The 22,153-nt window shown below is 32.2% G+C and carries 21 protein-coding genes; 17 read left to right on the top strand and 4 right to left on the bottom strand.

All coding sequences use genetic code 11. From position 1 onward, the window contains the following. The first annotated feature begins 6 nt into the window (after positions 1-6). The 7 genes from ACT53I_RS08730 to abc-f all read left to right on the top strand — a co-directional run bounded on the left by ACT53I_RS08730 (position 7) and on the right by abc-f (position 7,150). Complete coding sequence (locus ACT53I_RS08730; RefSeq protein WP_476079346.1) at positions 7-3,036, top strand: PAS domain-containing protein; 3,030 nt, start codon at positions 7-9, stop codon at positions 3,034-3,036. A gap of 436 nt (positions 3,037-3,472) precedes the next feature. Further along, positions 3,473-3,634 carry a lmo0937 family membrane protein gene (locus ACT53I_RS08725; protein ID WP_104794433.1) on the top strand — a complete coding sequence of 54 codons (162 nt, stop codon included), beginning with the start codon at positions 3,473-3,475 and terminating at the stop codon, positions 3,632-3,634. 4 nt (positions 3,635-3,638) lie between these two features. Further along, positions 3,639-3,941: a YtxH domain-containing protein gene (locus ACT53I_RS08720; RefSeq protein ID WP_104794432.1), complete on the top strand. Its 303-nt coding sequence runs from the start codon at positions 3,639-3,641 to the stop codon at positions 3,939-3,941. A gap of 51 nt (positions 3,942-3,992) precedes the next feature. Then, entirely contained in the window at positions 3,993-4,256 is a 264-nt protein-coding gene (locus tag ACT53I_RS08715; protein WP_246501373.1) for a GlsB/YeaQ/YmgE family stress response membrane protein, read from the top strand. A gap of 43 nt (positions 4,257-4,299) precedes the next feature. Next, positions 4,300-4,815, top strand: coding sequence for a hypothetical protein (locus ACT53I_RS08710; protein ID WP_476079345.1), 516 nt, complete (start codon positions 4,300-4,302; stop codon positions 4,813-4,815). A 37-nt stretch (positions 4,816-4,852) separates the two neighbouring features. Continuing rightward, positions 4,853-5,092, top strand: coding sequence for a hypothetical protein (locus tag ACT53I_RS08705; RefSeq protein WP_069797247.1), 240 nt, complete (start codon positions 4,853-4,855; stop codon positions 5,090-5,092). A gap of 120 nt (positions 5,093-5,212) precedes the next feature. After that, a complete protein-coding gene (abc-f, locus tag ACT53I_RS08700) occupies positions 5,213-7,150 on the top strand; it encodes a ribosomal protection-like ABC-F family protein (protein WP_476079344.1) in 1,938 nt (645 codons plus the stop codon). Here the strand turns inward: abc-f and ACT53I_RS08695 are convergent. The 3 genes from ACT53I_RS08695 to ACT53I_RS08685 form a co-directional block, all read right to left on the bottom strand. After that, positions 7,147-7,692 carry a mechanosensitive ion channel family protein gene (locus ACT53I_RS08695; protein WP_409622622.1) on the bottom strand — a complete coding sequence of 182 codons (546 nt, stop codon included), beginning with the start codon at positions 7,690-7,692 and terminating at the stop codon, positions 7,147-7,149. The genes abc-f and ACT53I_RS08695 overlap by 4 nt on opposite strands. 262 nt (positions 7,693-7,954) lie before the next feature. Further along, positions 7,955-8,461 (bottom strand): hypothetical protein, encoded by a 507-nt coding sequence (locus tag ACT53I_RS08690; RefSeq protein ID WP_476079343.1) that lies wholly within the window; start codon positions 8,459-8,461, stop codon positions 7,955-7,957. 88 nt (positions 8,462-8,549) lie between these two features. Then, positions 8,550-10,802: a TonB-dependent siderophore receptor gene (locus ACT53I_RS08685; protein WP_476079342.1), complete on the bottom strand. Its 2,253-nt coding sequence runs from the start codon at positions 10,800-10,802 to the stop codon at positions 8,550-8,552. 212 nt (positions 10,803-11,014) lie between these two features. Between ACT53I_RS08685 and lnt the strand changes: the two genes are divergently transcribed. From lnt to ACT53I_RS08655, 6 genes are all read left to right on the top strand, one after another. Beyond that, a complete protein-coding gene (lnt, locus tag ACT53I_RS08680) occupies positions 11,015-12,640 on the top strand; it encodes an apolipoprotein N-acyltransferase (RefSeq protein WP_476079341.1) in 1,626 nt (541 codons plus the stop codon). A gap of 130 nt (positions 12,641-12,770) precedes the next feature. Continuing rightward, on the top strand, positions 12,771-13,007 hold the full coding sequence (gene rpmB / locus ACT53I_RS08675) for a 50S ribosomal protein L28 (RefSeq protein ID WP_069797241.1): 237 nt from the start codon (positions 12,771-12,773) through the stop codon (positions 13,005-13,007). 6 nt (positions 13,008-13,013) lie between these two features. Continuing rightward, positions 13,014-13,196, top strand: a complete 183-nt coding sequence (rpmG, locus tag ACT53I_RS08670) for a 50S ribosomal protein L33 (RefSeq protein ID WP_039341297.1) — start codon at positions 13,014-13,016, stop codon at positions 13,194-13,196. Positions 13,197-13,215: 19 nt separating this feature from the next. Beyond that, on the top strand, positions 13,216-13,368 hold the full coding sequence (locus tag ACT53I_RS08665) for a DUF4295 domain-containing protein (protein ID WP_069797240.1): 153 nt from the start codon (positions 13,216-13,218) through the stop codon (positions 13,366-13,368). Between the two features lie 145 nt (positions 13,369-13,513). Continuing rightward, a complete protein-coding gene (gene ftsY / locus ACT53I_RS08660) occupies positions 13,514-14,470 on the top strand; it encodes a signal recognition particle-docking protein FtsY (RefSeq protein ID WP_374450534.1) in 957 nt (318 codons plus the stop codon). A gap of 74 nt (positions 14,471-14,544) precedes the next feature. Then, positions 14,545-14,805 carry a GlsB/YeaQ/YmgE family stress response membrane protein gene (locus ACT53I_RS08655; protein WP_374450533.1) on the top strand — a complete coding sequence of 87 codons (261 nt, stop codon included), beginning with the start codon at positions 14,545-14,547 and terminating at the stop codon, positions 14,803-14,805. Between the two features lie 85 nt (positions 14,806-14,890). On the opposite strand, the gene sppA is transcribed toward ACT53I_RS08655, so the two are convergent. Further along, positions 14,891-16,642: a signal peptide peptidase SppA gene (sppA, locus tag ACT53I_RS08650; protein WP_476079340.1), complete on the bottom strand. Its 1,752-nt coding sequence runs from the start codon at positions 16,640-16,642 to the stop codon at positions 14,891-14,893. Between the two features lie 31 nt (positions 16,643-16,673). Here sppA and folK point away from each other — a divergent pair, with 31 nt between their 5' ends. From folK to ACT53I_RS08630, 4 genes are all read left to right on the top strand, one after another. Further along, entirely contained in the window at positions 16,674-17,096 is a 423-nt protein-coding gene (folK, locus tag ACT53I_RS08645; protein ID WP_476079339.1) for a 2-amino-4-hydroxy-6-hydroxymethyldihydropteridine diphosphokinase, read from the top strand. 10 nt (positions 17,097-17,106) lie between these two features. Beyond that, on the top strand, positions 17,107-18,570 hold the full coding sequence (locus ACT53I_RS08640; RefSeq protein ID WP_476079338.1) for an OmpA family protein: 1,464 nt from the start codon (positions 17,107-17,109) through the stop codon (positions 18,568-18,570). Positions 18,571-18,601: 31 nt separating this feature from the next. Beyond that, positions 18,602-20,104, top strand: a complete 1,503-nt coding sequence (locus ACT53I_RS08635; RefSeq protein WP_476079337.1) for an OmpA family protein — start codon at positions 18,602-18,604, stop codon at positions 20,102-20,104. Between the two features lie 81 nt (positions 20,105-20,185). Continuing rightward, positions 20,186-22,087: a RecQ family ATP-dependent DNA helicase gene (locus ACT53I_RS08630; RefSeq protein ID WP_476079336.1), complete on the top strand. Its 1,902-nt coding sequence runs from the start codon at positions 20,186-20,188 to the stop codon at positions 22,085-22,087. Positions 22,088-22,153 lie beyond the last annotated feature (66 nt).

Here is a 22,153-nt window from a genome sequence, read left to right as displayed (position 1 = left end):
TTTTATATGAAATTTACGAACAGACCTCTTTTTCTTAAAATTATTTTTGCTATAACCATAGCAATTATACTTTTTATTTCTTCGGTTTCTTACAAACATATTAGAGCATTGCATGATTCTAATGAAATTGTAGAACACACCTATCGTGTTCTGATAAAAATAGAGCATGTATTTACTAAAATTAAAAATGTAGAAATAGACAGAAGAAATTATTTATTGACTCATGACAAAAAATTACTCCGTCAAATTGAGTTTGATAAAGTAGAAATTAAACAAAATCTAGAACAACTCAGAGAAATAACTTCGGATAATCCTTACCATTTTCAAACGACTAAAAAATTAGAATACTTAATAGAAAAAAAACTGAAAGTAGTAGACGAAGTTTTAGATCCTAACTTTGATTTAAATGATAACGAGAAAGTTACAGATAATATCTACAGAGGAAAAGCGGTGATGGATGAAATTTCTGCCATTATTAGAAATCTAAGACAATCTGAGACTCATCTTCTAGAAACGAGGTCCTTAAAAAGTGATCAAGTCAATAAATACACACCACTCGTGAATTTATTGACCTTCTTTGTTACAATTGTTCTCTTAATTCTTGCCATTATTAAAATCAATAGAGATTTAAAAGAAGCTACCATCAATAATGAAAAGCTAATTCTTGCAAATGAAACCGCAAATCTTGCCGAACAAATCGGTAATTACGGAACATGGCAACTTAATGTAGAAACCAAAAAATATACTTTTTCCGAAAATGAATATCGTCTCTTAGGTTATGAGCCTAATTCTTTAGAAGATAATTATGAAGGATTTATGAATAGAATTCATCCTGAAGACTTGTATTACGTACAAGGAATTGTCTCCGAGATGATTAATCATGAAACCTTATCACCATTCACTTACAGAATCATTAGAAACGATGGTGAGGTAAGATATCTGCGTGCTTCTGGTAAAATGATAAAAAATCTTAAAAACGAAAAAATCTTATTAGGAATTACCAGCGATGTAACAGAAGAGATAGAAAATCAAAAAAATATTTCAGAAAAAAATATTGAATTAGAAAAGAAAAATAGAACACTTTTCTTGGCTAATGAAACCAATAAAGAAGCAGAAATTGCTGGTAATTACGGTACTGCGCAATGGTTTGTAAAAGATAATAGATTTATATTTTCTGATAATAATTACCGCTTATTTGGTCTAGATCCTAAAGATAAGCCAGAGTTTTCTGATTTATTTAAACAAGTGCATCCAGATGATAAAGCAATGGTAGATTCTAAGCTGGATGAAATGGCAGAAAACAAATCTTTTTATCCATATATCATCAGAATTATTAGAGCAGATAATCAAGAAATCAAATATCTGTCGATTAACAATAAACACATAAGAGATGACAATAATGAAGAATACGTACTCATTATTTCTTTAGATGTCACCGAAATTTTCAAAGCACAGAACACCATTTTAGAGAGAAATAAAGAACTCGAAAAAATCAATAACGAAATGTTGCTCTCGAATAATGCATTGAAATTTGGCGAAAAAATTGGTGGTTATGGAAACTGGAGTTGGAATATTAAAGAAAACACTTGGTATTTTTCAGACAATTTATACAAATTATTGGGAGCGGAACCAAAATCTTTTGAGTCTAATCTAGATAACTATTACAACTATGTACATCCAGAAGATGTAGAATATTTTAAAAGTGTAATGGCAAAAATGGAAGAAGAAGAAAATCTTCCAGCCTTTACTTATAGAATTTTGAGACCTTCAGGAGAAATAATTCATGTAAAAGGAGTAGGTAGCCCAACTTATGATGCCAATGGAAATAAATTTCTGGCAGGAGTTGTAGTTAATATTTCAGAAGAAGTTAAAAGAAGTCATACTCTTCAAAAAGCTTTCGAAGAACTTAAATATTACAATGAGAGCAGCAAAGAGGCAGAAATTATCGGGAAATATGGTTTCTGGAAATGGAATGTAGACAAAACTGAATTTGAGTTTTCGGATAATATTTTCAGACTTTTTGGAGTAGAAAAAGAAAATTTTGATCCTAAAGTAGATAATTTCATTCCGTATGTATATCCAGAAGATTTAGAGTATGTTTTAGAAAATCTTCAGAAATTACAGAATAAAGATAAAAACGCAAAACCTTACGAACATAGAATTGTAAAAAAAGATACTGGCGAAATAAGATACATTAGAGTTTCTAATAAGCCGATTGAAGATTCAGATGAAGGGTTTTATTATCTGATGATTACGCAAGATATTACCGAAGAAGTCAATAAAAATATAGAAACCAACCAAAAAAATAGAGAACTAGAAGCGTCTAACAAAGAATTACAGGCATTCAACTATGTTGCCAGTCATGATTTGCAAGAGCCGTTAAGAAAAATTGAAACGTTTATCTCTAGGTTGGAAGCCAAAGATTATCAAAATCTCACGGAAACAGGTCAACAGTACTTCGACAGAATAAAAGTTGCGGCTGGAAGAATGAGATTGCTGATCAAAGATTTACTGCAATTTTCTAGAACCAATAAATCTGAACAAGTTTTCGAAAAAGCAGACCTTAATGATTTGCTGGAAAACGCAAAACACGAAATTGCAGAACCTATAGAAGAGAAAAAAGCAGTGATTCATACCGCTCATCTTCCGAAAATGAAAGTGATTCCTTTCCAGATTCAGCAGTTGTTTATCAATTTATTGGGGAATTCTATTAAATATTCTAAGCCAGACCTTGCTCCAGAAATCAAAATAGATTACGAAAAAGCATCTTTTGAAAAAGTAGGAAATGTAACTTTCACTGCGAAGAGAATTTTCCACAAGTTTACTTTTACAGATAACGGAATTGGTTTTTCACCAGAATATTCGGATAGAATATTTGAGCTTTTCAGCAGATTGCACAATAAAGACGAAATCGCAGGAACCGGAATTGGTTTAGCCATTTGTAAAAAAATTGTAGACAATCATAAAGGCTTCATCTTCGCCGAAGGAAAACCAAATGAAGGAGCCACATTTACCGTCTATTTGCCAGAAGTTTAAATAAAAATCATTAAATATTAAAACACGCTTTTTGAGCGTGTTTTTTTATGCAAATTCTATAACAATAACCCAATTTTTTGTAATGAGATTGCTTCGCAATTGTCACATCTTTGTCATGTAGAAAGCGAAGAAAATTCTTCAGAAAAGTTGTTCATTTTATTCTACAATATTTTTACTTCTGCTTTTTTAAAAAAGAATTAAAAAATTGAAATTTTATAACATCTTAAAATTCTAAAAATTTTAATTAAAATGATGTAATGAATTGTAAATCAAAAATTTAAATCTTTGTATTGTTAAAATGAAACAACAGATTTTAATCTTCATTGAAACAGAGAAGTAGCAATTATATAACAAAGCATTAAAATTATGTAACAAGAAAAATAGGTAATTTTTAAAAATTTGCAGATTAAAGAGATGATATAAATTATTATGAGTTATGAATAAATTTACCTATTTCACGGTTACATTGTTAATAATAATATGGGCAATTGGATTTTTCTTCTTCGAAACAAGTATACTGATTAACATATTATTTGTCTTGGCGCTTTGTATTATGATTTATGAAATTATAAAAGACGATATTAACAATAAACAGTAAAATTATGAACACCACAGCAAAAAGAACATTAGGAGTATTAGGCGCAACAGCAGTAGGCGCAGTAGCAGGAATTTTATTTGCACCAGCAAAAGGAAAAGACACCAGAGCAAAACTGAGAACACAAGCAAAAAATGCTCAATCTAAAACCAAAGAAACGATGAATCAACTTTCTGAAAAGGCAAAAAGCAAATACAATACTATTTCAAACCAAATTTCAGAAAAAGTAAAAGCAAACAAAGAGCAGATTTTATCTTCTGCAAAGAGCGTGACTAAGGAAGTAGAAACAGAACTAGATGCTCTTAGATAAACACATAAACACACACACACCAAATAAATATTAACACTAAATCACAAAATTATGATCAATATTATCGCATGGATTATTTTCGGCTTAATCGCTGGAGCAATCGCAAGATTTTTAAAACCAGGAAATGACGCAGCTGGTTGGATTACTACCATAATCATTGGTATCGTAGGTAGCGTATTAGGAGGCTTTTTAGGAAGAATTTTCTTCGGAGCAGACGTAACAAATGATGTTTTTAGCTTTTATAGCTTAGCCATGTCTGTAGTAGGAGCCATTATCGTACTCTACGCTTATAATGCACTTTCTAGAAAGGCATAAGCCAAACTCACACACATCACATAAACACCAAAAACAATAAATTATGAAAAAGTTAGCAACCGCACTATCTATTGGTGCATTCTCACTCGTGTTTTCACAGGGAGTAAATATTTCAAAATTTCACAGAGCTTATATCGCTCAAGACGAAAATAATGTAGCATTTTTAGTAAAAGCTCCAGATGATGAGCCTTCTAAGATGCAAGCGAAAATCAAAGCAATTAAAGCTAAAGAAAATGTAGCTCCGTATTCTCAAGTTCCACTTTTACCAGGAACAGAAAGACCAAGTTTCGGACAAAGCAAACAAGATTTTATCGATGCTGTAAATGCTAAAATTGATAAGAACGCAGTTGCAGGTTCTGGTACTCAATATACACACGTAAGTTTCTTGGTAACAGAAACGGGTAAAATTTCAGACGTGAAAGCTTCAGGAAATAATGAATCTCTGAACTTAGCAACTATTTTAGCGATTTATGACCTCAACCAAGGATTTGTTCCAGCTAAATACAAAGGAAAAAATATGGCTTCTGTAGTTCATATGAATATCCCAGTAGAACTATAATTTAAAAACACCAAAATAAACATAAAAGCATAAAATTATGGAAAGATCTAATATCACTAGAAGATTGCAAACTTTTGCAATGGCTGTAATGGCTACTCTAATCGGAGGATTAGTTTGGGCACAAGAAAAAGCAGCACAATTAGACGTAGACGTAGACATGAATAAAGGTACGGATATGTCTGGAAACTGGATGCAGAATCCATTAATTTGGGTAATTGGCGCTCTAGTTCTCATCATTCTAATTGCATTAGTTGCAAGAGGAGGAAATAGTAAATAATTTTTTTATCATCATTTATATTTCTCTTTTTAACCAAAAAAAACTGTATCTTTTTATAAGGTGCAGTTTTTTTTATTTTTAAAGCGTTATTTTTGCAATCTCAAAAAATAACAATTCATTATGCTTTCAGTTCAAGGTCTTGGTCTTCATCATTCGGGAAATTATCTTTTTAGAGATGTAAATTTTACCATCAAAAAAGATGATAAGATAGGTTTGGTAGGGAAAAATGGTGCAGGAAAATCTACACTTCTCAAAATGATTTCCGGTGATATTAACTTCTACGAAGGAAACATTGTTCCAGATGGTAATATTACCATCGGTTTCTTAAAACAGGATTTAGATTTCGTGAAAGGAAGAACCGTTTGGAATGAGACACTTCAAGCCTTCGAGCAAATTAATGCTTGGAAAAAAGAATTGGAAGAGGTAAATCATCAACTAGCAACTAGAACTGATTATGAATCAGATTCTTATCATGATTTAATCCATAAAATGACAGATCTTAATGATTATCTTCATCATCATGACGCGTATAATCTGGAAGGAGATATAGAAAAAGTTCTATTAGGTCTTGGTTTCAAAGCTGCAGATTTTCATAGACTTACCGATGAATTTTCTGGAGGTTGGAGAATGAGAATAGAATTGGCTAAATTATTACTTCAGAATAATGACCTTTTGCTTCTGGATGAGCCTACCAATCACTTAGATATGGAATCCATCATCTGGTTAGAAAATTTCTTGAAAGATTATAATGGCGCAATCGTTTTGGTAAGTCACGATAAGCAGTTCATGACTTCGGTTTGTAACAGAACTTTTGATATTAATAATAAGAAAGTTGACGATTATAAAGCCAATTACACCAAATATCTAGAACTTAGAAAAGACAGAAAAGAAAAACTGATTCAAGCGAAGAAAAATCAGGATGCAGAAATTAAGCAAATGGAAGACAATATCAATCGCTTCCGTGCTTCTGCTTCTAAAGCTTCTTTCGCACAATCTCTTATTAAAAAATTAGAAAAAATTGAGAGAATTGAAGTAGAGAATGAAGATGTTTCTAAGTTTAATATTCGTTTTGTGCAAAGTGTAGTGCCAGGAAAAGTGATTTTCGAGGCACAAAACTTAGGCAAAAAATACGGGAATCATCAGGTTTTTGATCATGTAGATTTCTTTGTTCAGCGTGGTGACAGAATTGCACTTTTAGGACAAAACGGACAAGGAAAAACCACTTTAGCCAAAATTTTAGCAGGTGAAATCAAAGATTATTCAGGAGAATGGAATCTTGGGCATAATGTAAACATAGGATATTTTGCACAGAACCAAGAAGAAGTTCTAAGTCCGGAAAAAACAGTTTTACAAGAAGCAGAAGATGCCACTACAGAAGAAACCAGAACCAAGGTTCGTGATTTACTGGGAAGTTTCCTTTTTTCTGGTGAAGATGTAACCAAAAAAACGAAAGTGCTTTCTGGGGGTGAAAGAAACAGATTAGCGCTTTGTAAATTATTGCTTCGTCCTTTCAATACTTTGATTATGGATGAACCTACAAACCACTTAGATATTCAGTCGAAAGAAATTATCAAGTTGGCTTTACAAAAATTCGAAGGTACCATTATTGTAATTTCCCACGACAGAGAATTTTTACAAGGATTATGTGATAAGATTTTCGAGTTCAGAGATGGCAGTATGAAGGAGTTTTTAGGAAATATTAATGAATATCTAGAATATCGTCAAAAAGAATCTCTAAGAGAAATCTCTGCTGAAAAATCTAAATTAAGTCAGGAAGCTGAAATAAAAGCAGAAGAGAAGAAAGAAGCCGCTACTAACGAAGCGAAATCTCAGCAAAATGCTAATACTTTTGTAAGCAAAGAACAGAAGAATCTTCAAAATAAACTGAAAAAAATTGAAGAAAAAATTGCAGACTACGAAAAAGAAATTGCTCAACTAGAAAGTATTTTTGCCAAGTCTAATCCTTCTGATGCTGAACTGAAAAAATATCAGGACTTGCAAGACGAATTAGCTGCTACCATGCAAGAATGGGAAGATATTGCTGAGAAATTAGGCTAAGATTTTTTACTGTGATTGATAAAAGGAGTGTTGAATATTAACTGATTGGGAACATAAACGGTTTCGCCGTTTTCTGTTCTCAGTTTGGTAGTGAGCATACTGATGTCTTCTACCGTTCCTTTGATATTACTGATGGTTACTAAATCGCCAATTTGAAAAGTTTTCTCAAAATTTACAGCTGCGCCTGCAAAAATTCCAGAAACCACATCTTTTAATGCAACTCCAGCAATTACACCGGCAATTCCTAAACTCCCGATGAATTTCACCATGAAACTGCCTAGATGCATAATTTCTAAGGCAATGTAAATTCCTAAAGCATATAATATGTATTTGGCAAATTTGGCCAAAAGAAGAGGCGTGTTTTTGTTAGCGTTTTCAGGAAAAATGCGGTACAGAATTTTCGTGATGATTCTGATGAGGTATTTGCTTAAAAAAGAAAATGCAATAACAAATACGATTAACAAAACGATATTCGGAACTAAGCTTACGATAATATTCCACCAAGTGGAAAGTTTCTCTTGAATAACCTCTATATTTTTCATAGTTCAAAAATAAAAAAACGGCGAGACAAAATATAAAATATTTTATCCCGCCTAAAAACACAAATGAAAAAATGTTAATTTATTTAGATTATATCTAATTATTTAATAATTGCCTAACGAACGTTAAGTTGATTTTCTAACAACTTATTATCTTGTAATGCCTTTTATATCAATGTTTTACAATTAGTTAAAAAATTTTTGCAAAGTTACAAATTATTATTTAATACGCAATAAATTTTGTGAAAAAATATTTTTTCTATAATTATGCTAATGTCAAAAATAATGCCAAAACTAAACCTATTATAGTGGCAATCATTCCTTTTCTGAAAATTTGAGATTTTGGATTAAACATCCAAAATGATGAAATCACAAAAAAGAATAATGAAATTCCAAAAATCGTATTTAATAAATAAAATTTATGTTTAGAATCTGATTTATGCAATTCTGTCATTTTCTTTAAAACGAAAGGAAGTTCTTTTTTAGTATATTTCGCTTCTCCTGTTTTCGCATTATAAGTTCCTTCTTTGAAGATGATAAGATCTCCTTTTTGTTCTTTTACTTCGAAACCTTTGATTTTAAGTTCTTTTCCCAATTTATCTGTTGGGATATTCGCTTCTAATTTTTTTTCGATTTTCTTTTCTTTTTTGAGGAAATCTGTGTCTCTGTAGATTAATAATACGCCGCTAATCGCATAAATGGCCATAATTCCTGCCATAAAATAACCGATGTAGCGGTGTAAAAGTCTCATTGTTGTTCTTGTGTTCTTCATGTTCTAAAAGTATAGTTTATTAAGTTAGTTTAAAAGGTAAAAGTGGAAAACGAGTTCTCCACTTTTTGATTAAATTTGATATGATAGGTTAAAACTTATAATTAAATGTTAAGTAAAAGTTTCTAGGAGTAATAGGGTTTACAGAGTAATTTTCGTGTACATTGTAATCTACCACATCGAAAATGTTTCCTAATCTTCCTTGAACATTGAATTTTTTAAATTGGTAACCAATAGTGAAATCTACAGTGGTAAAATCTCCAATTTCATACATTCTGTTGGTTTTTGGGTTTCCGTTTTTGTCTTTTAGATTATTCCAACCTGCTAATCTGTCTCCAGTGTAGAATGCCGTGAATCCTAATTTTAATCCTTTTACATATTTTGGTAAGGTGTAGAAGATAGAAGCATTCGCAGTATTTGCAGGTGTTCTTACCAATCTTTCTCCTTCTACGAAACTTCCGTCAGAGTCTGGTGTATCCGTGTAAACCATATTGTTATATGCATAACCAGCATTGATTGAGAGATTTGGTGTAGGATTTCCTGTAATGTCTAATTCTATACCGCGGCTTCTGGTAGCTCCCGTCATTTCTTTTATGTTAGTATCACCATTTATATTTCCATTTTTATCAAAAGCAGCTGTTTGTGCTAAATTGCTGTTTTCAATTTGATAAGCAGTAATATTAAACGCTAAAGTGTTTTTCCATAAATTTTTCTTTAAACCAATTTCATATTGGTCAATCAAAGAAGAAGGCAATGGTAAATTGTTAATATCTCTACCAGAGTTAGGATTGAAAGAGTTGCTATAACTAGCAAATGTGCTGAAGCTTTCATCAATCTGATAAACTAATCCTACTCTTGGCGAAAATGCACTTTCTTTAGGATTTCCTGAACTTGCTTTATATGTTTTAGTGTTATTCAAATAGTTTTCTACAATGGTGCTCTTGTTTTCTAAATACGACCATCTTAAACCTGCTAGAACTTTGAATTTATCTGTAATAGCAATTAAATCTTGAGCATAAATACCAACTCTTCTTGTAGGAATTCTGTTTAAATCCTTTTGTCTAGAATTAAGCTTTTCTCCAGATTTCCAAGTGTTTTCATCTGATAAGGAAATGTTTCCATTGCTGGTGTTTCCATTGGTTCCATAAACAAAGTTATTTCCTGCATCTGCGAAAGTACCGTCTTGTTTTTGTAATTGATAAGAATAAGTGTCTGCTTGTAAATAATCAGCATCTGCACCAACTAAAAGTTTATGGTTTAATTTTCCAGTATTGAACTGACCATTTAAATTAAACTGAAGGCTTCCGTATTTTTGTTCTTGAAGTTGTTTGTTTAAAGTTCTCTTCCAAACGTAATCTCCATTGGTTTGCAGATTCCACTGAATTCTTTCAGTTCCGTAAAAATCCCTGGTATAATCTTGGAAAAATGCAACCGTATTAAAATTCCAATTAGAATTAATTTCGTGGTTTAATGTTACTGTAGAAGTAAGCATTTCATTGGTTTGATATTGCCAAGTTGCACCAGGGAATTTATTGATTCCAAGAAGTGTGTTGAGTTTTGATTCATTAGTGGTTGTGTTTAATACTAATCCGCCTAAACCAAAATCTGGAGTGAAGTGGTGTTTAAGATAATCTGCTTCTATGATGATTTGTGTTTTATCTGAAATGTTGTAAAGGAAACTTGGATTGAAATAATGTTTTTCTGATTGTACAATATCTCTGAAACTTTCTTTATTTTCATAGCTTCCGTTTACTCTAAAAGCTGAATTTTTAGTCAATCCGCCATAAATATCGATGGTAGGTTTTATATTGTTCCAGCTTCCGTAATTTAAGGCGATATTTCCACCGAAGTTAAATAAAGGTTTTTTAGTCACCATGTTTACAATTCCGCCAGGAGCTACGTTTCCATAAAGAATTGCAGCACTACCTTTTAAAACTTCTACACGTTCTAGACCAGAAACTTCTGGGAAAATTCCAGAGTTTACTCTACTTCCGTTTTTGTAAATATTTTCATTTCCAAAAGTGTAACCTCTCGCTCCAAAACTGTCTTGAGAAGCACCTCTCGCAGATGTAATATAAACACCGTTTACATTTTTTACTACATCAGAAAGTTGTTGTGCTTGTTGCTGTTCTATTACTTCATGAGTTACAATAGCAATCGCTTGTGGGGTTTCCATTACATCTAGCTGAGATTTTATAGTAGAAACTTTAGCGTTATTAGGATTTCCTGTTTTGTGAAGCTTTACATCTTCTATGGTTCTGGTATATAAACTATCTTTTTTTTGTTGAGCATTTGCCGTAATTGATGCCGCAACTAATAAAAGGGGAAGTATTTGATTTTTCATTTAAATTTATTTAGAACTATTAAAAATAACGATGCAAAAATAAAAATGTAAGTTTAATTCACAAAATTTATTTAGAATAATTTTAAATAAGAATGAAAATATTTTATTTAGTATTGATTTTCAGCTATTTATAAAATATGACTTTTGTCATGTTTCTCTTTTTTACCCCATGTAAAAACCTTAAATTTGCCCTTCACCAATAGGTTTTACTTATGAAATATATTTTTCTATCATTAATATCAGCACTATTATTATCTATTTCTTGGCCCACTTACGGAATTCCGTTTTTTATATTTTTTGCTTTTGTTCCCTTATTGTTAATGGAGCAAGAAATTTCTAAATTTTCAAAAATCAATAAAAAAGGATGGGCAGTTTTTGGTTTGACTTATCTTGCTTTTTTCATTTGGAATGTAGTAACTACTGGTTGGTTATATCACGCTAAAAATCCAGATGGAAATAACTCTCTTTTGGCAGTTGCAATTCCTGTTATTGTCAATTCTTTATTAATGAGTTTGGTTTTTCAACTGTATTATTGGTATAAGAAAGTAAGAGGAACTTATTTTGGGCTAGTATTTTTTGTAGCAATTTGGTTAAGTTTCGAAAGATTTCATCTCAATTGGGAGTTTACTTGGCCTTGGCTTAATCTAGGAAATTCGTTTTCAGAATATCCTCAATTGATTCAATGGTACGACACAATTGGCGCAACTGGCGGTAGTTTTTGGATTTTGCTGATTAATGTTTTTGCTTTTTATACATTGAGAATTTGGCAAGCAGGAAGAATAAGAAAAGATTTGGTGAAGAATATTTCTATTTTAGTTGCGATTATTGTTCTGCCTCTTCTGATTTCTATTTATAAATACAATTCTTATCAAGAAAAACCTGCAGGAGAAGTAACTACGCTTTTGCTTCAGCCCAAATTAGATCCTTATACCGAAAAATACAGCAAAGATTCTTTACAAATATTAGGAGAACTTTTAAGTTTAGCCGAAGAAAATTCTAAAACAAAAGTAGATTTTTTCATTGCACCCGAAACTGCATTTCCCGGGAACGGAAGTTTGAGTGAAAATGGTTTTAATAAAAGTACTTCTATCGCAATTGCCAAAGAATTTTTGGGAAAACACCCGCAATCTATATTTTTAACAGGAGCTTCCACGCATAAATTTTTGTTTGACGAAGCGGAGACTGAAGATTATTCTACTAAAATTCAAGAAGGAGTTTGGGTAAATTCTTATAATTCTGCATTGCAAATTATTCCAAATCAAGAAGTGGAGGTTTATCACAAAGCGAAATTGGTTCCTGGAGTTGAAATTTTCCCTTACATTAGATATTTGAAGCCTATTTTGGGAGATGCGATGCTGGATTTTGGTGGAGCTAATTCATCTCTTGGAATTGATAAAGAAAGAAAAGTTTTCAGCAATACATTTAACAAAGCAAAGATGGCTCCTATTATCTGTTACGAGAGTATTTATGGAGAATACGTAACCGATTATGTGAAAAATGGAGCGAATCTTCTCGCAATTATGACCAATGATTCTTGGTGGGATAATACCGAAGGTCACAAACAATTGCTTTCTTATGCTAGATTAAGAGCTATAGAAACCAGAAGAGAGATTGTACGTGCTGCCAATAGCGGAATTTCTGCGCATATCAATGCAAGAGGAGATGTTCTAGAAGACACCTTTTATGACGATAGAACAGCGCTTTTGGTAAAGGCTAATTTGCTCGAAGAAAAATCTATTTACACAAAAATAGGTGATTTAATCTCAAGAATTGCTATATTTGTGCTCGGATTTTTAATTATTTACCACTTCGGAGAAAGAATAGCTTCTAAAAAATAATTTATCAAAATTTAGATTAAGTTTTTTTGAAAAAATTACAAATTTATTTGTTTGAAAATTTGTGAGTTCAAAAAAATATCTATAATTTTGCACACTCAAAATACATAGTAGTAAAAAAGAACATCGAGATATGTCAAGAATTTGCCAAATAACAGGTAAGCGTGCAATGGTAGGAAACAACGTTTCTCACGCAAATAACAAAACGAAAAGACGTTTTGAAATTAATTTATTAGAGAAGACATTTTATCTTCCAGAGCAAGAAAAAAGCGTAACATTAAGAGTTTCTGCTCATGGTTTGAGAGTTATCAATAAAATTGGTATCGAGGAGGCGATTGAAAGAGCAACAAGAAACGGATTTTTAAAATAATAAGAAATGGCTAAGAAAGGAAATAGAGTTCAAGTAATTCTTGAGTGCACAGAGCACAAAGAAACAGGTGTGGCTGGAATGTCTAGATACATCACCACAAAAAATAAAAAGAACACTACGGAAAGATTAGAGCTTAAAAAGTACAATCCGGTTCTTAAGAAATATACAGTTCACAAAGAAATCAAGTAATCTTTAAAAATATTAAAAGATGGCAAAGAAAGTTGTTGCAACGCTTCAATCAGGTCAGTCTAAAAAAATGACCAAAGTTGTGAAAATGGTAAAGTCTCCTAAGACTGGAGCTTACGTTTTCGAAGAAAAAGTAATGAATGCAGACGATGTAGAAGCTTATTTGAAAAAATAATTCTACGTCTTGTATAAACATATGAAACTACTCAATTTTTTGGGTAGTTTTTTTGTTATCTTTGTGAACCTAAAGTTTTAAAAACAATTTTAACGATTTGGTTTAGAAATCTCAAATCTCAAATCTCAAATCTCAAATCTAATATATGAGTTGGTTTAAAAATATATTTAAAAAAGAGGAAAAAGAATCTTTAGACAAAGGTTTAGAAAAATCGAGTCAAGGTTTTTTTGATAAAATTTCTAGAGCAGTAGTCGGAAAATCTAAAGTAGATGATGAGGTTCTAGATGAGCTAGAAGAAGTGCTCATTGCTTCTGATGTAGGTGTAAATACCACTGTAAAAATCATCGAAAGGATAGAAGCGAGAGTAGAACGTGATAAATATGTAAACACCTCTGAATTGGATAAAATTCTTCGTGAGGAAATTTCTGCTTTGCTTTTAGAAAATCCACATTCTCAAACCAAAAATATTGACGAAACCAAAAAGCCATACGTAATTATGGTAGTTGGGGTAAATGGTGTAGGAAAAACAACTACGATTGGGAAATTGGCAAATCAGTTTAAGTCACAAGGTTTGAAAGTGGTTTTAGGAGCTGGAGATACATTTAGAGCTGCAGCTGTAGACCAGTTGGTGATTTGGAGTGAAAGAGTAGGTGTTCCTATTGTAAAGCAAAATATGGGTTCTGATCCTGCTTCTGTAGCTTTTGACACGGTTCAAAGTGCTGTAGCACAAAACGCAGATGTTGTCATTATTGATACTGCGGGAAGATTGCATAATAAAATCAACTTGATGAATGAGCTTTCTAAAATTAAACGTGTCATGCAGAAGGTTTTACCAGAAGCGCCACACGAAGTTTTATTGGTTTTAGATGGTTCTACTGGTCAAAACGCTTTTGAGCAGGCAAAACAATTTACGGCAGCTACAGAAGTTACCGCTCTTGCAGTGACAAAGCTAGATGGAACTGCGAAAGGAGGTGTGGTTATTGGGATTTCAGACCAGTTTCAGATTCCTGTAAAATACATTGGAGTAGGAGAAAAAATGGAGGATTTGCAATTATTTAATGGTGAAGAATTTGTAGATTCTTTCTTCAAAAAAAGAAAATAATTTTGTGATATTATAAAATTTGATAACTTTATAAAGTCAAATTAACAAAATTATTAACTTAAAACATTAAAACTATGATGGCAATTATTGGATGGATCATCCTTGGTCTAATCATTGGAGCATTAGCAAAATTTGTAATGCCAGGAAATCAAAACATGGGTTGGCTCATGACAATTATTTTAGGAATTGTAGGTTCTATTGTTGGTGGATTTTTAGCGGGACTAATTGGTATTTCGCAGGATGATAATCCGTGGGATATTGGTAGTATTGTAATTTCTGTATTAGGAGCGCTTTTAGTGCTATTTGTTTACGGAAAATTAGTTACCAAGCAATAATAATCTTTATTTTAATAAAATTAAAATCGCCGTTTCATAAATTTTGAAACGGCGATTTCGTTTTAATATGGATGGAAATGTTTTGCTATTTAATCGTAATCTGATAAGGTAGTGCCATTTGTACTCCGTTATTCAGTTTCGGATTGGTGATTTTTTGGAAGAGCTCATAGTTTTCTTTTCCTACTTTTTTAGAAATCACTCTTGCTGCGATCTCGTCTTCCTCAGTTTGTTTGAAGAATTCTTCTAGCGGACTAGATTTTCTAGGATAGCTGTCTAAAGAATAGTCTTTCAATTTTGCTTTGGTAGCAGCGTAATTAATTGCTTGTTGAAGCGAGCCTAATTCGTCTACCAAGCCTAATTGCTTTGCTCTGGTTCCGCTCCAAACTCTACCACCTCCAATTGCGTCAATCTGTTCAAAAGATTTTTTTCTGTTTTGAGTTACAAAATATACAAATCTTTTATAAGTGCTTTCTACACTTCTGGTTAAAATAGGAATAGTTCCGGGAGCAGCTCCAGAAAGTGGTGAATAAACTTGTGAGTTCGCATTAGTAGAAACAATGTCAGAACGTATACCGTTTCTATTGGCTAAATCTTTAAAATTCATAATCATGCCAAAAACACCAATAGAACCCGTTAAAGTGTTAGGCGAAGAATAGATTTTATCAGCTGCCATAGAGATATAATAACCACCAGAAGCTGCATAATCACCAAAAGAAACTACTAGAGGTTTTTTGAGTTTAAGTTGTTGTAATTCAAATAGGATTTCGTCTGAAGCATTTCCGCTTCCACCAGGTGAATTTACACGTAAAACCACTGCTTTTATGTCATCATCTTCTGCTAAATCTTTGATGTATTCTACATATTTTTCAGAGTGAATATTTTGATATTCGTCACCATTGAAAATTTCTCCAGCGGCATAAAGAACTGCAATTTTGTTGTCACTACTTTCTTCTTCGTCTAGTGATTTTATGTATTTATTTACAGAAATTCTGTTGATTTTTTCGTCAGACTTTAGCTTAAGTTGTTTTTTTATTAGGTTTTCGTATTCAGATTTCTGTAACAGTTGGTCTGCCAATTTATTTTTCACGACTAATTCTGGCATAAAACCATACAAACTGTCTACTGCGGTTTTAAAAGTAGCATCATCTAATTTTCTAGAAGCTTTAATTTTAGTAGATATATTTCCCCAAATGTCATTAAGAAGTGTAGAAAGTTGCTCTTTGTTTTCAGGAGAAATGTCATTTCTAATAAATGGCTCTACTGCAGCTTTAAATTTTCCGTGTCTGATGACATCTACGCCAATTCCGTATTTTGCAGCAAAATCTTTTAAGAAAGTTACTTCTGTAGACATTCCTTTGAGCTCTATCATTCCTACAGGATTAAGGTACACTTTATCCGCTACTGATGCTAAATAATAGGATTTTTGCGACATGTTATTTCCGTAAGCATACACGAATTTCCCTGATTTTTTAAAATCTTCGATGGCAGCTCTTATATCGTCTACTTGAGTAATTCCTGCTGGTAAATTGTCAGCTTCTATACTTATGCCTTTTATTTTTTCATCATTTTTAGCATTGTTAATAGCGTTGATCACATCTAACAGCAGTACATCTTTGCTTTGACCAAAATCGAAGATGCTTTCTTCTTTTTCGGTGTAAGAATCGATAACGTTTCCGTTAAAATTGAGGGTAAGAACAGAATTACTATCTACGTAAGGTTTTTGATCACTGCTCATTGCACTTGCAACAAAAAATAATACTATAAACCCAAATAAAACTATTCCGATTAAAAGGATGGCTACTATATTTGCAAATACATTTTTTATAAAATCTTTCATAATAATCTTGAGAACTTAATTATTCAATAATATGTCGTTACATTATGTGGTTTTGTTACTTGGTAGCAATTTAGGAGATACCAAGTCTAATTTAAACCAAGCGATTGCAAAAATAGAAAATTGCTTGGGAAAAATTATAAAAACATCAGAAATGATAGAAACTCAGCCAATAGAGTTTGAAAGTACAAATATTTTTCGTAATATTGCAATAGGCTTAACTACCACAATCTCGCCCTATAATTTCCTAAATGCTGTGAAATCTATAGAAAAAGATATGGGAAGAGAGCTTGATTCATCTGCAGTAGGAGGTTATATTGATAGGATAATAGATATTGATATTGTAACATTTAACAATATTAATTTTGAATCTAAGAAACTGAAAGTCCCTCATCATAAGCATTCATGTGAAAGGGAATTTTCTAAGGCTCTACTAGATAGTTTGAATATAAAATAAAAACACAAATATGAAATTAGGTTTATTAACACTATTGTTATCTTTTCCTAGCTTATTCTTAGCTCAAGATAACAAGGAAAATAGTGTGTATCCCAACACGTTCACCTCTGGCTCTGCTAAAGTGTCAAAATTTGACAACAAAGCTAAAAGGTATAATGATTGGGCAATCACTTTAGGAGGTGGTACATCTATTATGCACCACGGCGATTTAACTTCTCTCAACCAAGATGGAAAAAATTTCGGATGGAATGCTTATGTAGGGCTTGCAAAACAAGTGAGTGATAAGTTTGGTTTTGAACTACAATACCAAACAGGTAAAACAAAGCAAACTGGTAGAATTGTAACGAGACCTTCTTATGGTTTAGGAGTTGCTACAACCAGATATAATCAAGTAAGTTTACTAGGAGACGTTAATTTTTCTAATTTTTTTAGAAGAACAGACAATAAATCATCTTTTAGATGGTCCTTGCATGGTTACGCAGGTATTGGTTTACAAGGTTATGAATTCGAAAGAGATGATGACAAACCTTTGTCTACATTGCCAAACGGAAATACGATAGATGAAAATTATCAAAAGTTTAAGCAGTCCTTTGGAATAGATTCATTCTTTTATCAAGGAGGAGCTGGCGTAAAATATAATCTTTCTAGAAGAATTGATATTGATACTAGAGTTATGTATATCATTTCTGGTGATGATGAATTCGATGGAGGTGGTGAGACCGCAGATGGCGTTTACAATCAAATCAAGAGAAATTTCTCGGATAACATGATTGTAGCAAATGTAGGGGTGACTATAAAATTAGGAAAGCATAATACCCATTTATCTTGGTATGATGCCCAAAATGAAGCGCTTAGAAAAATAGTTGCTCTTGATAGTAGATCAGTAGAACCTATCATTTGTGAAAGAGGAGATGCTGATAAAGATGGCGTTTGTGATGATTGGGATCGTGAGTTAGATACACCAATAGGAGCTAGAGTAGATGGTGCAGGTAAAGCATTAGATATGGACTTAGATGGAGTAATAGATTTAAACGATGCTTGTGTAACAGTTCCAGGTCTTGCTAAAAATAAAGGATGCCCTTACTTAGTAGACGAAACTCTTGAAATTATTGAAGAAATTAATAGATTTGAAGGAATTGAATTTGAATTGAATAAAGACGTAATCAGAGTTCAGTCTTATGCTAAGTTAGACAATGCTGCAGAAGTCATTAAAAAGCTGAATTCTACAGTTAAGTTCTACGTAATCGGTGGTACTGATACTAGAGCGTCTGATAGCTATAACTTTGATTTATCTCAAAGAAGAGCAAATGCAGTGAAGAATTATTTAGTTAGCAAAGGGGTGAATCCAGACATTCTTATTACAGAAGGTAGAGGTGAAAAAGACCTTAAATATCCAGAATGTAACCCTGCTACTAAGTGTCCAGAATGGAAAAATGAAGCCAACAGAAGAGTTTATTTCAAAGCGGCTCAATAATTTTAATCTTTCAATTTAAAAATACAACATCATGAAAATAAATTTTGCAACTTTGACATTAGCAATTCTTCTGCCTTTGTCAGTTACAGCACAACAAAAAGATAACTTTTATGTAGGAGATCAAAATAAACCTTTTACACAAAAAGATAAAAAATTTAATGATTGGTCAATCTCTGCGGGTTTTGGAGTTCCATTAATTCAATCAGGAGATTTAACTTCAATAAAAAATGGAGCAGGTAAAAATCTATTTGGTTACTCTGCATATTTAAGTATTGATAAAGCCATTACCCATGCTTTTGGTTTAAATCTTCAATATGATTTGGGAGAAACTAAGCAAGGTTTAGCCAAGATAGATGAAGGGACAGTCGCTACTAATGTAGGCGCTAAAACTAAATACCAATCAATATCTTTAATCGGAGATATTAATTTCTCTAATTTACTAAGAAGAGTAGATAATCATTCTCCATACAGATGGGCGTTACATGGTTATGCAGGTATTGGTGCTTTATCTTATAAAGCATACAGACAAGATGAAGGTTCTTCTTCTGCGCCATTAATTACTGATAATGGATTTTCAGTAGGTTCACTTTTCGGACAAGCTGGAGCTGGTGTTAAATTCAAAGTTAACAGAAGAATTGATATCGAGGGTAGAGTAATGTACGTAGTAACTGGAGATGATTCTTTTGATGGTGGTGGTAACTATTTAGGAAGCGAAGACCTAGGATATAATGGTTATGATAGTCCTATAAACTTAAGAGAAGACCAAGTTTCTGATAATTTCTTTAATGCAACTTTAGGTATTTCCTTAAAACTAGGAAAACACCAATCACACTTAATGTGGCATGATCCATTACAAGAAATTTATTATAAACTAGATGTTTTAGATAACAAAAATGTAGATGTAGAAGTTTGTAAAAAAGGTGATACGGATAACGATGGAGTTTGTGATGATTGGGATAGACAATTAGATACACCAATGGGAGCAAGAGTAGATGGTGCTGGTGTTGCACTAGATGCAGATTTAGACGGTGTAATAGATTTAAATGATAAATGTGTTACCGTTCCTGGCCCTGTAGAAAATAATGGTTGTCCTAAAGTAGTAGCAGTTGATAAAAGTAAATTAGCTACAGATATAGAACTTGCATTAAGAGATGTTTTGTTTAATTTTAATAAAGCTACTGTAAGACCAGAATCAAATTCTAAACTAGATTTAGCTGCTCAGATTATCAAAAGTTCTCAAGGTGGTACTTATTTATTAATCGGTCATACAGATAAAAAAGGTTCAGATGCTTATAACTTAGCACTTTCAAGAGCTAGAGCTGCAGAAGTAGTTAAAGAATTAGAAAAAAGAGGAGTAAATCCATCTCAAATTAAATCAAAAGGAGTGGGTGAATCTGAAGCTAAAGTAGCAGAATCAGCATCTGATGAAGCAAGATTACAAGACAGAAAAGTAGAAGTAAGATATGTGTTAGATTCTGAATGGAATTCTATACCAAAAAATGACATTCCTACGAAGTTAATCATTAAAAAATAATTTTTAAAATCAATAAAAAAAGCTGCGTTTATCGCAGCTTTTTTTATGCAAAATTTTAAACTAAATTCTTAAATTTACCAAATGCAATCTTCTCATCATTTAGCTGAACTCACACAGAAAACCCTTACTCATTTTTGGGGGTATCAAGATTTCAGGGATTCACAACAAGACATCATTCATGCGGTTATTGCGGGTAAAGATACCATTGCACTGTTACCTACTGGTGGTGGTAAATCTCTTTGTTATCAGCTTCCAGCTTTGGTTTTAGAAGGCACCTGTTTGGTGATTTCTCCACTTTTGGCTTTAATGAAAGACCAAGTTCAGCAGTTGAAGTTAAGAGGAATAGAAGCAGAATATTTAAGTTCGGAATTAGATGAATTACAACAAGAAGAAATTTGTGGGAGGTGCATAGAAGGAATTACCAAATTGCTTTATATTTCTCCAGAAAGGCTTCAGAATCGTCAGTTTTTAGAAAGAATAGAAGAAATTCAGATTTCTTTTATTGCAGTAGACGAAGCACATTGTATTTCTGAATGGGGACAAGATTTCAGACCGAGTTATCAAAATATTAAAAATTTTAGAACACTTTTTAAGAATGTTCCTTGCCTTGCGTTAACAGCTACTGCGACTCCAAAAGTTCTAGAAGACATTAAACTGAAATTAGGATTTACTCAATATCAAATTTTTAGAAAAAGTTTTAAAAGAGAGAATATCAGCATTTTTAATGATGAGGTAGCAGATAAATACCAGAGAGTTTTAGATTTGCTAAAACACAACCAAAACTCAGGGATTATTTATACCAGAACCAGAAAGGAAGCAGAAAATTTAACAGAATTTTTACAAATAAATAAACTCAAAAATGTAGATTTTTTTCACGCAGGACTTTCTGTGAAAGAAAAACATCAGAAGCAAGAAAAATGGCTCAAAAGCAACCAGAATGTATTGATTTCTACCAACGCTTTTGGGATGGGAATTGATAAAGAAAATGTGAGATTTGTAATCCATCTTTCACCAGCACCATCCTTAGAAAATTATTATCAGGAAATCGGAAGAGCAGGTAGAGATGGCGAGAAAAGTTATGCTTTTTTACTTTGGAATGAGCAAGAATTACTGAATTTAGATGATGTTTTTTATAATCAAACTCCTTCTAAATCAGAGTTTTTGAAAGTAGTTTCTTATCTGTATTCTACTTTCATGATTGCCGAAAATGAATTGCCAGAAAATATTTTTGAACTTAATATTTCTAAAATTCAAAACTTTACCAAAATTTCTCAAGCCAAGATTAGAAATGTACTTAATTTTCTGCATAATCAAGAGTTAATTTATCTCAATACTTCTAAAAATTTATCCACTTTAGAATTGAAATTCGAGGTAAGTGATTTAGAAAATTTGCAGAGAAAAGACAGCTATTTTATAGAATTATTGCTCAGATGTGTTGACGGTTTATCTACGCACAGAGTTCAGTTTAGTGAAGCGAATACTTGCAAAAAATTAGGAGTTGTAGCTCAAGAACTTAAAGAAAGACTGAAAGAAATTCACCAAAAAGGATACCTAGATTATCTAGACGGAAGTTTAGATTCTATCAAATTTTTGAAACCCAGAGAAGACCGAACTTTTTCTGGGAAATGGTGGAATCTTTTTGAGCAAATTCAGAAAAATAAATTACAGAAATGGGAAGAAATGAAGTTTTATACCAGAAATCATGATTGCTGTAAAATGAAACTTATTCTTACTTATTTCGGCGAAAAAGAGACGAAAAACTGTGGAAATTGCTATGTTTGCACCGCCAAAAATCCTAAAACCAATCCTATTAGTGTAGAAAGACAAATTCTAGATATTCTACAGCAAAAACCAGCTACTTTAGATGATCTAAATGCGATTTTATTAGAATTTTCCAGAGAGAAAATTCAAGAAGTGCTTATCTTTTTGCTTGATTTAGGAAAAATTAGAATGTTAGATTTTAGAACGTATACTATACGATAATAAGTTTCGCTCCATAGGAGCGAAAGGTTTGTAGAAATTTTTTAAAAAAAGAGAAAAGCTCCGTAG

This window comes from Cloacibacterium sp. DMC96, from assembly GCF_056313765.1.
This window is presented reverse-complemented; position numbering and strand designations above follow the sequence as displayed.

Excerpts from the sequence above, each read along its gene's own strand:
- ACT53I_RS08730 (WP_476079346.1), top strand. The coding sequence starts at position 7 with ATGAAATTTACGAACAGACCTCTTTTTCTTAAAATTATTTTTGCTATA.
- ACT53I_RS08725 (WP_104794433.1), top strand. The coding sequence starts at position 3,473 with ATGAATAAATTTACCTATTTCACGGTTACATTGTTAATAATAATATGG.
- ACT53I_RS08720 (WP_104794432.1), top strand. The coding sequence starts at position 3,639 with ATGAACACCACAGCAAAAAGAACATTAGGAGTATTAGGCGCAACAGCA.
- ACT53I_RS08715 (WP_246501373.1), top strand. The coding sequence starts at position 3,993 with ATGATCAATATTATCGCATGGATTATTTTCGGCTTAATCGCTGGAGCA.
- ACT53I_RS08710 (WP_476079345.1), top strand. The coding sequence starts at position 4,300 with ATGAAAAAGTTAGCAACCGCACTATCTATTGGTGCATTCTCACTCGTG.
- ACT53I_RS08705 (WP_069797247.1), top strand. The coding sequence starts at position 4,853 with ATGGAAAGATCTAATATCACTAGAAGATTGCAAACTTTTGCAATGGCT.
- abc-f (WP_476079344.1), top strand. The coding sequence starts at position 5,213 with ATGCTTTCAGTTCAAGGTCTTGGTCTTCATCATTCGGGAAATTATCTT.
- ACT53I_RS08695 (WP_409622622.1), bottom strand. The coding sequence starts at position 7,692 with ATGAAAAATATAGAGGTTATTCAAGAGAAACTTTCCACTTGGTGGAAT.
- ACT53I_RS08690 (WP_476079343.1), bottom strand. The coding sequence starts at position 8,461 with ATGAAGAACACAAGAACAACAATGAGACTTTTACACCGCTACATCGGT.
- ACT53I_RS08685 (WP_476079342.1), bottom strand. The coding sequence starts at position 10,802 with ATGAAAAATCAAATACTTCCCCTTTTATTAGTTGCGGCATCAATTACG.
- lnt (WP_476079341.1), top strand. The coding sequence starts at position 11,015 with ATGAAATATATTTTTCTATCATTAATATCAGCACTATTATTATCTATT.
- rpmB (WP_069797241.1), top strand. The coding sequence starts at position 12,771 with ATGTCAAGAATTTGCCAAATAACAGGTAAGCGTGCAATGGTAGGAAAC.
- rpmG (WP_039341297.1), top strand. The coding sequence starts at position 13,014 with ATGGCTAAGAAAGGAAATAGAGTTCAAGTAATTCTTGAGTGCACAGAG.
- ACT53I_RS08665 (WP_069797240.1), top strand. The coding sequence starts at position 13,216 with ATGGCAAAGAAAGTTGTTGCAACGCTTCAATCAGGTCAGTCTAAAAAA.
- ftsY (WP_374450534.1), top strand. The coding sequence starts at position 13,514 with ATGAGTTGGTTTAAAAATATATTTAAAAAAGAGGAAAAAGAATCTTTA.
- ACT53I_RS08655 (WP_374450533.1), top strand. The coding sequence starts at position 14,545 with ATGATGGCAATTATTGGATGGATCATCCTTGGTCTAATCATTGGAGCA.
- sppA (WP_476079340.1), bottom strand. The coding sequence starts at position 16,642 with ATGAAAGATTTTATAAAAAATGTATTTGCAAATATAGTAGCCATCCTT.
- folK (WP_476079339.1), top strand. The coding sequence starts at position 16,674 with ATGTCGTTACATTATGTGGTTTTGTTACTTGGTAGCAATTTAGGAGAT.
- ACT53I_RS08640 (WP_476079338.1), top strand. The coding sequence starts at position 17,107 with ATGAAATTAGGTTTATTAACACTATTGTTATCTTTTCCTAGCTTATTC.
- ACT53I_RS08635 (WP_476079337.1), top strand. The coding sequence starts at position 18,602 with ATGAAAATAAATTTTGCAACTTTGACATTAGCAATTCTTCTGCCTTTG.
- ACT53I_RS08630 (WP_476079336.1), top strand. The coding sequence starts at position 20,186 with ATGCAATCTTCTCATCATTTAGCTGAACTCACACAGAAAACCCTTACT.